The organism is Nonomuraea pusilla, from assembly GCF_900109355.1.
Lineage (GTDB): Bacteria > Actinomycetota > Actinomycetes > Streptosporangiales > Streptosporangiaceae > Nonomuraea > Nonomuraea pusilla.
Map to the genome: position 1 here is coordinate 271,340 of NZ_FOBF01000011.1, position 8,679 is coordinate 280,018.

Annotated in this window: 10 protein-coding genes; 7 read left to right on the forward strand and 3 right to left on the reverse strand. The window is 72.7% G+C overall.

Going from position 1 to position 8,679, the window contains the following annotated elements; genetic code table 11:
• Positions 1 to 15: 15 nt before the first annotated feature.
• The 4 genes from BMX74_RS23925 (at position 16) to BMX74_RS23940 (ending at position 3,323) form a co-directional block, all read left to right on the forward strand.
• Positions 16 to 1,269 (forward strand): ABC transporter substrate-binding protein, encoded by a 1,254-nt coding sequence (locus BMX74_RS23925; RefSeq protein WP_091102896.1) that lies wholly within the window; start codon positions 16 to 18, stop codon positions 1,267 to 1,269.
• Position 1,270: 1 nt separating this feature from the next.
• Positions 1,271 to 2,218 (forward strand): carbohydrate ABC transporter permease, encoded by a 948-nt coding sequence (locus BMX74_RS23930; RefSeq protein WP_256257242.1) that lies wholly within the window; start codon positions 1,271 to 1,273, stop codon positions 2,216 to 2,218.
• Complete coding sequence (locus tag BMX74_RS23935; protein WP_055501453.1) at positions 2,211 to 3,026, forward strand: carbohydrate ABC transporter permease; 816 nt, start codon at positions 2,211 to 2,213, stop codon at positions 3,024 to 3,026. The genes BMX74_RS23930 and BMX74_RS23935 overlap by 8 nt, the downstream gene beginning before the upstream one ends.
• Positions 3,027 to 3,122: 96 nt before the next feature.
• A complete protein-coding gene (locus BMX74_RS23940; RefSeq protein WP_091102898.1) occupies positions 3,123 to 3,323 on the forward strand; it encodes a hypothetical protein in 201 nt (66 codons plus the stop codon).
• Between the two features lie 7 nt (positions 3,324 to 3,330).
• Here BMX74_RS23940 and BMX74_RS23945 read toward each other — a convergent pair whose 3' ends face one another.
• From BMX74_RS23945 to BMX74_RS23955, 3 genes are all read right to left on the reverse strand, one after another.
• A complete protein-coding gene (locus BMX74_RS23945; protein ID WP_055501455.1) occupies positions 3,331 to 4,344 on the reverse strand; it encodes a CapA family protein in 1,014 nt (337 codons plus the stop codon).
• Positions 4,345 to 4,445: 101 nt separating this feature from the next.
• Positions 4,446 to 5,420, reverse strand: a complete 975-nt coding sequence (locus tag BMX74_RS23950; RefSeq protein ID WP_091102900.1) for an STM4015 family protein — start codon at positions 5,418 to 5,420, stop codon at positions 4,446 to 4,448.
• A 102-nt stretch (positions 5,421 to 5,522) separates the two neighbouring features.
• The gene (locus BMX74_RS23955; protein WP_055501456.1) at positions 5,523 to 6,893 is read right to left on the reverse strand and encodes a dipeptidase; all 1,371 of its coding nucleotides are present in this window, start codon (positions 6,891 to 6,893) and stop codon (positions 5,523 to 5,525) included.
• A gap of 197 nt (positions 6,894 to 7,090) precedes the next feature.
• Between BMX74_RS23955 and BMX74_RS23960 the strand changes: the two genes are divergently transcribed.
• The 3 genes from BMX74_RS23960 to BMX74_RS23970 all read left to right on the forward strand — a co-directional run.
• Complete coding sequence (locus BMX74_RS23960) at positions 7,091 to 7,837, forward strand: PspA/IM30 family protein (protein ID WP_082534615.1); 747 nt, start codon at positions 7,091 to 7,093, stop codon at positions 7,835 to 7,837.
• A 129-nt stretch (positions 7,838 to 7,966) separates the two neighbouring features.
• Positions 7,967 to 8,179 (forward strand): heavy-metal-associated domain-containing protein, encoded by a 213-nt coding sequence (locus BMX74_RS23965; RefSeq protein ID WP_055501457.1) that lies wholly within the window; start codon positions 7,967 to 7,969, stop codon positions 8,177 to 8,179.
• A gap of 72 nt (positions 8,180 to 8,251) precedes the next feature.
• On the forward strand, positions 8,252 to 8,679 hold a 428-nt coding region (locus tag BMX74_RS23970), incomplete at its 3' end, for a cation transporter (RefSeq protein ID WP_143078744.1).

The following is an 8,679-nucleotide window of genomic DNA, read 5'->3' on the forward strand; positions in this document are numbered from 1 at the left end:
GAGAGGACATGGGAGATGTGGAAGTCGGTACGGAGCGGTGCGGCCGTCCTGTGCGCGGCACTGCTCGCCTCCGCGTGCGGCGGCGGTGAGCAGTCCGGCACCGGCGCGCGGCCGCAGGAGAAGGTGCAGCTGTCCTACGGCGTCTGGGACGCCACCCAGCAGGCCGTCATGCAGGAACTGGCCGCGGAGTTCACCAGGACGCACCCGAACATCGCCGTCGACGTCCAGCTCACCCCGTGGGCCGACTACTGGACCAAGCTCAAGGCCGCGGTCAGCGGCGGCGCGGCGCCCGACGTCTTCTGGATGAACGGCCCCAACTTCCAGCTCTACGCCTCCAACGGCGTGATCAGGCCGATCGAGGAGCAGGTCGACACCTCGGTCTACCCCAAGGCCCTGGTCGACCTCTACACCTTCGACGGCAAGCTGTACGGCCTGCCCAAGGACATGGACACGGTCGGCGTGTGGTACAACAAGACGCTCTTCGACGCCGCGAAGGTGAAGTACCCGGCGGACGACTGGACCTGGGCCGACTTCAAACAGGCCGCCGCCAGGCTCACCGACGCGGGGAAGGGCGTCCACGCCGTCGGCGCGCAGCTGACGAGTTTCCAGGAATACCAGTACAACACCATCTACCAGGCCGGCGGCTACGTGATCTCCCCGGACGGCAGGAAGTCCGGGTACGACGACCCCAGGACGATCGAGGGCCTGAAGTTCTGGACCGACCTCATCGCCGCCAAGCAGTCGCCCGACCTCAAGACCATGACCGACACCGCCCCCATCCAGCTCTTCGAGGCCGGCAAGCTGGCGATGTACTGGGGCGGCTCCTGGGACGTGGCCGAGTTCACCAAGAACGACTACACCAAGGACAAGGTGGACGTCGCCCCGCTGCCCAAGGGCGAGAAGCAGGCCACGATCATCCACGGGGTGGCCAACGTCATGTCGGCCAAGACCGAGCACCCGGCGCAGGCGTGGGAGTTCGTCAAGTTCCTCGGCTCCAAGCAGGCCGCCGACATCCTCGGCAAGAAGGGGCCGATCCCGGCCTACAACGGCACGCAGGCCGACTGGGTGGCCGCCCACCCCGAGCTGAGGCTGCAGACGTTCCTCGACTCCGTCGCCTACGCGGTGCCGTACCCGGTCAGCAAGAACACCGCCGCCTGGCAGGAGGCCGAGCTGACCCACCTGACCAAGGCCTGGACCGGCGAGGTGCCGGTGGACAAGGCCGCCGCCGGCCTCGCCGCCGCGATGAACGACCTGCTCGCCAAGGAGTGACGTGACGACCACCGCCGAAAGGAGGCCCGCCCTGGCGGGCCGCACGGCGAAGCGGCGCCGTCCCCGCACCGAGGCCCTGTGGGGATACGCGTTCATCGCCCCCACCGGGCTCGGCCTGACGATCTTCTACCTGTGGCCCGTCCTGCAGACCGCCTACTTCTCCTTCACCGAGTGGGGGGCCTTCGGCGGGCACACCTGGACGGGCCTGGACAACTACGCCAGGCTGCTCGGCGACCCCGAGGTCGGGCAGGCCATGCTCAACACGCTGATGTACACCGTGCTCGGCCTGGCCGGGATCCCGCTCGCCATCGTCTTCGCCGCGCTGCTCAACCGGCCGGGGCTACGCGGGGTGAGCGTCTACCGGACGGCGTTCTTCCTGCCCGTGGTCACCATGCCGGTCGCGGTCGCGATGCTGTGGCGCTGGCTCTACAACGGCGACTACGGCCTGGTCAACCAGATGCTCGCGACCGTCGGCGTCGACGGGCCCAACTGGATCGCCGACCCGGCCACCGCCATGTACGCGCTCGTCGTGGTCGGCATCTGGTCCAGCGTCGGCTACAACCTGATCATCTTCCTGGCGGGCATGCAGGCCATCCCCAAGGAGCTGTACGAGGCGGCGGCCATGGACGGCGCGGGCCGCGTCCGGCAGTTCTTCCGGATCACGCTGCCGATGCTGTCGCCGACGGCGTTCTTCATCTCGATCGTCTCGGTGATCGGCTCGCTGCAGCTGTTCGACCTGGTCTTCGTGATGACCGGGTCGGGGCAGTCGGCGCGGGCCAACCCGGCGTACTCGCGGCTGCAGACCGTGGTGCAGCTCTTCTACGAGCGCGCCTTCGTCACCGACGACCGCGGCTACGCCGCCGCCATCGTGATCGCGCTGCTCGTGCTCATCGCGGCGCTGACGATCGCGCAGTTCAGGCTCCAGCGGAGGTGGGTGCACTATGTCTGAGCGCCGGCCGATCGGCGTGCACGCGGTGCTCGTCGCCTCGTCCCTCGCGATGGTGGCGCCGTTCGCCTGGCAGGTGATCACCTCGCTCAAGACGCTGAGCGGCGCGACCGCGGTGCCGCCGTCGCCGCTGCCCGAGTGGCGCTGGGACAACTACGCGAAGGTGTTCGAGCTGCTGCCGTTCGGCGACCAGTTCCTCAACACCGTGCTGATGGCCGCCGGGCGGGTGGCCGGGCAGGTGCTGTTCTGCTCGATGGCCGCCTACGCCTTCGCCCGGCTGCGCTTCCCCGGCAAGAACGTGCTGTTCGGCGTGTTCCTGTCGGTGCTGATGGTGCCGCCGCAGCTCTTCGTGATCCCGCAGTACCAGATCATGTCCTCGCTCGGCTGGCTCAACAGCCTGCAGGCCATCATCGTGCCGGGGCTGTTCAGCGCGTTCGGGGTGTTCCTGCTGCGGCAGTTCTTCCTGGGGCTGCCGCGCGAGATCGAGGAGGCCGCGCGGCTCGACGGCGCGGGGCCGGTGCGCGTCTACTGGTCGATCATGCTGCCGCTGGCCCGGCCGGGGCTGGTGGCGCTGTCCGTCCTCGTCCTGCTGTGGGCGTGGAACGACCTTTTCTGGCCGCTCGTCGTCAACACCGACCCGGACAAGATGACCCTGTCCGCGGGGCTGGCCGCCTTGCAGGGCCAGTACCAGACCGACTACCCGGTGCTGATGGCCGGCTCGCTGATCGCCTCGCTCCCGGTGATCGCCGTGTTCGTGTTCCTGCAACGCCAGTTCATCCAGGGCATCGCCCACACAGGCAGCAAAGGCTGACCATGCCGCACCGCGTCCCTGCGCTTCGCCTACGGCACCTACGAGAACGCCGCCGTCGAGTACCCCTACCTCCGGTCGCCCGGCGGCGCGTTCCCGGTGAGCGTCACGATCAGGAACGACGGCTGGGCCGCCCCCGTCGACCCGCGCGGGCTCGCACTGGTCTGCGGAACACCGCCACCCTCCGCCGGCCCGCAGCTCGCCGGCCGCGCCGAGTACTCGATCCGGCTGGCCAACCAGGGCACCTGGGAGGCCGCGACCGGCATGAACGACCTCCTGCACACCGTGACGGTGAACTGACAGCCCCCTAGGAGGCGCCGGCTCGCCCGCGGCCGGCGCCCTGGCCCTGGACGGCCCCCAGCTCCACGACCAGGTCGTGGTCCTCAGGGCTGACCGACGCGCCCAGCCGGGCGCAGGCCGCCGTGAACCTGTCGCGCACCCACCGCCACTCGTCGTCCCTGGCCGCCTCCGTGCGGCAGTAGCCGAGCTTCAGCGGCAGGGCGCGCAGCCGGCGCGGGCCCCGCTCGTCCAGGGTGACCTGCCACAGCAGGCCCAGGTCGTTGCGCAGCAGCGGATGGGTCGCGTAGTCGTCGATGAAGTCGCCCAGGTCGTACAGGACGGGCGGCGCGACGCCGTGGAAGACGTGCGCCGAGTGGCCCGCGACCAGCGTCGCCCCGCACGCCACCAGCTCCTCGGCCGCCCTGCGCACGTACGGCAGCGGCTCCTCCACCATGTTGGGCCCCCAGTGCGGGGTCACCAGCACCACGTCGGCCTGCTCCCCGGCGTCGGCGACCGCCTCCCGCACCCACGAGGGGAGCCCGGCGTTCAGGTCGGCGTAGGCGATGCCGGGGCGCCTGGCGGTGGCGGCGAAGTCGCTCGGATGGTCGCTGAGCGCCACCACGGCCAGCCGCAGGCCGCCCGCCCGCAGCACGACGGGCGTGCGCGCCTCGGGCAGCCGGTCGCCGGCCCCGACGCAGCGGACGCCGGCCCGCGCCAGGTGGTCCAGCGTGTCGTGCAGCGCCTCGTAGCCGTAGTCGAGCGCGTGGTTGTTGGCCAGCGTCACGCAGTCGACGCCCAGCTCGGCCAGCAGGCCCGCGGCGCGCGGCGGCGCGCGGAAGTGGAACGGCTTGCCGGGAGCCGTCCAGCGGGCGCCGCGCGACGAGACGCAGCACTCCAGGTTCAGCAGGACGAGGTCGGCCTCCGCCAGGCGGGCGCGTACCTCGGCGGAGAAGAGGTCCTCCACCGTGGACGGGCGGTCGAGCCGCTCGGCCACGCCGCGCCCGAGCATGGTGTCACCGGCCAGCGCCATCGTGACGGACATGCCCATCACCCCCTGACCTGGCCCTACCCACGCAGAGCCCCGCCACCGGGCGCACGCCAGGGCCCGCCGTCAGGCCCGCCACCGGGGACCTGGCGGCCTGGTCACTCGCTCACGGCCACGTAGTGCCACTCCACGCCGCCGGCCCCGTGGCGCCGGGCCTGATCGGACAGGTCGAGCTCCACCCCGGGCAGGGCGTCGGTGAGGCGCCGCGTCATCGGGTCCGACAGGAAGTGGTGGTGCAGGTCGAGCCGGCGCAGATGGGTGAGCGGCTGCCCGGCGAGCAGCGCCTCGGCCCCGGCGTCGCCGAGCGTGCCCATCGACAGGCTCAGCGACTCGAGGCGCGCCACCACGGGCGCGTACGCCACCGCGGCGGCGATCTCGTCCTGGATCTCGCTGTCCTGCAGCCCGAGGTGGCGCAGCCGGGGCAGCCGCGCCCCGGACAGGATCGGCTCCAGGTCGGCGACGGTGGTGGTGCCGCCGTAGTTCTCGACGCCCAGCCACAGCTCCAGGTGCTCCAGCTCGGGCAGCGTGGACGCCCCCACCGCGCGGGTCACCTCGCCCGGCAGGCCGCCGGTCTCCAGGCGCAGCACCCGCAGCGCCTCGTGCGTGACCGGGCTCAGCCGCAGCCCGCCGCCGCCGCGCACCTCCAGCCGCTCCAGCCTCGGGTACGCCTCCAGCAGCGGCGTGACGTCGGACTGCTCGATCCACGAGATCTCGGCCTCCTCGGCGTGGATCGCGCCGAGGAAGAGACTGCGCAGCGCGGGCAGCCGGCCGGCGTTGTCGGCGAGGATCCGCACGATCTGCTCGGAGGGGGTCTCGTAGGGCTCCTCCCACGCGCCGACGACGATCGCCCGCACCCGCTCGGTGTCGACGTCGGCGAAGAACTCCTCGAACGACTCGGCGATGGAGTCGTGGTCGTCGCCGTCCTCGGAGGCGGACAGCCGCCAGGCGACGGCCGCGTGGTCGGCGGGGAGGGGCTCCCTCACGTCCTCGGGCAGCAGCTGCGTGACGGGCAGGCCGGCGTACTCGCGCAGGTAGGGGTTCCTGTAGCCGTACCAGTCGTGGTCGGTGGTCACGATGCGGGTCCTCGGGGTCGGTCGGTCGTGGCGCGTCCTGTCCTACCAGAGCCGGCCGACAGTTCCACGATCATCACCTGCCGGACGACGATCTCGGCCCGGTCAGCGGGCGATCTCGGCGACGTTGCGCAGGAGGAGGGCCTCGGCCAGGCAGACCCGGGCGAACTCGCCCAGGTGCAGGCTCTCGTTCGGGCCGTGCGCCCTGGCGTGGGGGTCCTCGACGCCGGTCACCAGGATCGCGGCGTCAGGGAACACCTCCTGGAAGGTGGCGATGAACGGGATGGACCCGCCGAGGCCCACCTCGACCGGCTCCACGCCGTCCCAGGCCGCCTGGTACGCCGCCCGCGCCGCGTCGCCGTACGGGCCGGACGCGTCGATCACGCTCGGGCTGCCGCTGAGCTCCAGCTCCACCGACACCCTCGCGCCCCACGGCGCGTGCTTGTCCAGATGCGCCACCAGCGCCTGGTACGCCAGGTCGGGCGCGTCGCCGGGCGCGATGCGCATGCTCAGCTTCGCCCTGGCCCTGGGGACGAGCGCGTTCGGCGCCTCGGACGTCCGCGGCGCGTCGATGCCGAGCACCGACAGCGACGGCTTGGCCCAGATCCGGTCCACGAGGCGGCCGGTGCCGATCAGCCCGACCCCGTCCAGCAGGCCCGCCTCCGCCCTGAACCGGTCCTCCGGGTAGTCGAGCGGCGCCGCCCGCCCGCTCACCAGGCCGTCCACGGCGACGTCGCCCTCGGCGTCGTGCAGGGTGGCGAGCAGCCGGCACAGCACGGTCAGCGCGTCGGGCACCGCGCCGCCGAACATGCCGCTGTGCGCGGCCGACTCCAGCACCTCGACCGTGACGAAGCAGTTCACGATGCCCCTGAGCGACGTGGTCAGCGCGGGGACGCCCACGTCCCAGTTGCCCGCGTCGGCCAGGACGATCACGTCGGCGGCGAGCTCCTCGCGGTGCGCGGCGAGCAGCGCGGGCAGCGACGCCGACCCGTACTCCTCCTCACCCTCGACGAACACGGCCACGCCGACCGGCAGCCGGTCGTCGCCGGTGCCGCAGCCGAACGCGCGCAGCGCGGCGACGTGCGCCATCACGCCCGCCTTGTCGTCGGCGGCGCCCCTGCCGTAGAGGCGGCCGTCGCGCTCGACCGGCTCGAACGGGTCGGAGGCCCACATGCCGCGGTCGCCCGTCGGCTGCACGTCGTGGTGGGCGTAGAGCAGCACGGTCGGGGCGCCAGGCGGACCCTCGCGGCGGCCGATGACCGCCGGGTGCCCGCCGCCCGCGCGGGTGACGCGCGCGTCCACGCCGGCGCCGCGCATGAGCTCGGCCACCGCCTCGGCGGAACGGGCGAGCGGAGCGTGGTCGAAGCCCTCGAAGGCGATGCCGGGGATGCGCACCAGGCGTTCGAGGTCGGCCCGCACGCCGGGCATCTCGCGCTCGATGGCGGCGCGTAGCTGGTCCACCGTCATGGTCGTCATGCCGGCATCCTGCCAAGGCCGCGCTCGCGCCGTCGAGCCCCGGGGCGGAGGCTCGTCAGCGGTGCCGGTCGCCTGGGAGAGGACCAAGGTCCCCCCACCAGGGGACCTACGGGCGTCCCGCCCCGCCGGGCGGGCGCGCCAGTGTGGGAATGAGGAGGTGGCTCCGTCCGGGAGCGCCCGGTGGAAGGGAGGCCGGTATGGGCCTGGCCCGCCGCATCGCCGACCTGTTCCGTGCGAAGGCGAACAAGGCGCTGGACGCCGCCGAGGATCCGCGCGAGACGCTCGACTACTCGTACTCCAGGCAGCTCGACCTGCTGACCAGGGTGCGCAGGGGGGTGGCCGACGTGGCCACCAGCCGCAAGCGGGTCGAGCTCCAGCTCGCCCAGGTGCAGGGGTCGGCGGAGAAACTGGAGGGGCAGGCCAGGCAGGCGCTGTCCCAGGGCGCCGAGGACCTCGCGAGAGAGGCGCTGGCCCGCCGCACCGCCGCGCTGGGGCAGGCCGACGACCTGCGGTCCCAGCTCGCCTCGCTGCACGACGAGGAGGACCGCCTCACCCTGGCCAGCCGCCGCCTGGAGGCCAAGGTGGACGCGTTCCGCACCCAGAAGGAAGTGATCAAGGCGTCGTACACGGCGGCCGAGGCGCAGACCCGCATCAACGAGTCCGTCAGCGGCATCTCGGAGGAGATGGGCGACGTCGGCATGGCGGTGCAGCGGGCGCAGGACAGGACCGCCGAGCTGCAGGCCCGCGCCGGCGCGCTGGACGAGCTGCTCGCGTCGGGCGCGCTGGAGGACGCCACGCGGCCCGCCGCGCAGGACGAGCTCCAGGCGCGGCTCGACGAGGCGGGCGCCGCCGGCCAGGTGGACCGGGAGCTGGAGCGCATGAAGCGCGAGCTCGAGGCCGCGCCGCCGGCGGGCGAGCCGCGTGGCCGGGAGGAGCCGTCGTGAGGGGCATGGGACGCCCCCTATAGGATAGGGGGGTAGCGTATGAGCCGGACGGCACGGGGGAGCGGCCGGGGCGAGAGCCACCGAGGCCGCGCCGTGCCGGCCCGTTCCTGATGAGAAGGGTTCGCCTGCATGAGCACTGCCACCTATACCGTCAAGGGCATGACCTGCGGCCACTGCGTGAGCTCCGTCAAGGAGGAGGTCTCCGAGGTGTCGGGCGTCACCGCCGTGGAGGTCGACCTCGACAGCGGGCTGCTGACCGTCACGAGCGAGAACCCGGTCGAGGACGCCGCGATCGCCGCCGCCGTCGAGGAGGCCGGGTACGAGCTGGCGGGCCGTTCCTGAGCGGGGCGGTGTGAGACCGGCCCGCGCGCCCCGGCCACGCCGGGCGCGCGGGCCGGGCGGAAGGGAGAGGCGATGGCTGAGCCGACCGGCGCGGTCGAGCTGTCGATCGGCGGGATGACGTGCGCGTCCTGCGCGAACCGGATCGAGCGCAAGCTGAACAGGCTCGACGGCGTCACCGCCACCGTCAACTTCGCCACGGAGAAGGCCAAGGTGACCTTCCCGGCCGGGCTCGACCCGCAGGTGCTGGTCGGTGAGGTGGAGAAGGCGGGTTACACGGCCGCGCTGCCCGCCCCGCCGCGGCCCGCCGAGGAGACCGGCGAGCGCGAGCCCGAGGACGACCTGCGGCCGCTGCGTGAGCGGCTGATCACCGCGCTCGTGCTCGGCGTCCCGGTGGTGGTGCTCGCGATGGTCCCTGCGCTGCAGTTCACGTACTGGCAGTGGCTGTCGCTCACGCTGGCGGCGCCCGTGGTCGTGTACGCGGGCTGGCCGTTCCACAAGGC